The 257-nt window shown below is 53.7% G+C and carries 1 protein-coding gene; it reads right to left on the bottom strand.

The window, feature by feature from the left end; translation table 11 throughout:
• The coding region (locus Q4563_RS20990) for a S41 family peptidase (RefSeq protein WP_303605899.1) at positions 1–257 on the bottom strand (257 nt) is incomplete at both ends.

Below are 257 nucleotides of genomic sequence, written 5' to 3'. Positions count from 1 at the left end.
GCACCGGTATGTTCCTGGAACTGGGTAATACGGAGGTAGCCGATCTGGTCGCTGAGTAACTCCGAGCGCACACTGCGAACCTTGATTTCATCGCGAATCAAGTCGAACTTCAGCAGCTGCGGTTCGTTTTGACGGCGTATTTCCAGCGTGATGGGAGAGCCAGGTTCACCGCGCATTTTTTCGATGGCATCGCTCAGTGATACACCGACCATGGCTTCGCCATCAAGGCTGACAATCAGATCACCGGACTTGATACC

It is taken from the genome of Gilvimarinus sp. 1_MG-2023 (assembly GCF_030548285.1).
This window is presented reverse-complemented; position numbering and strand designations above follow the sequence as displayed.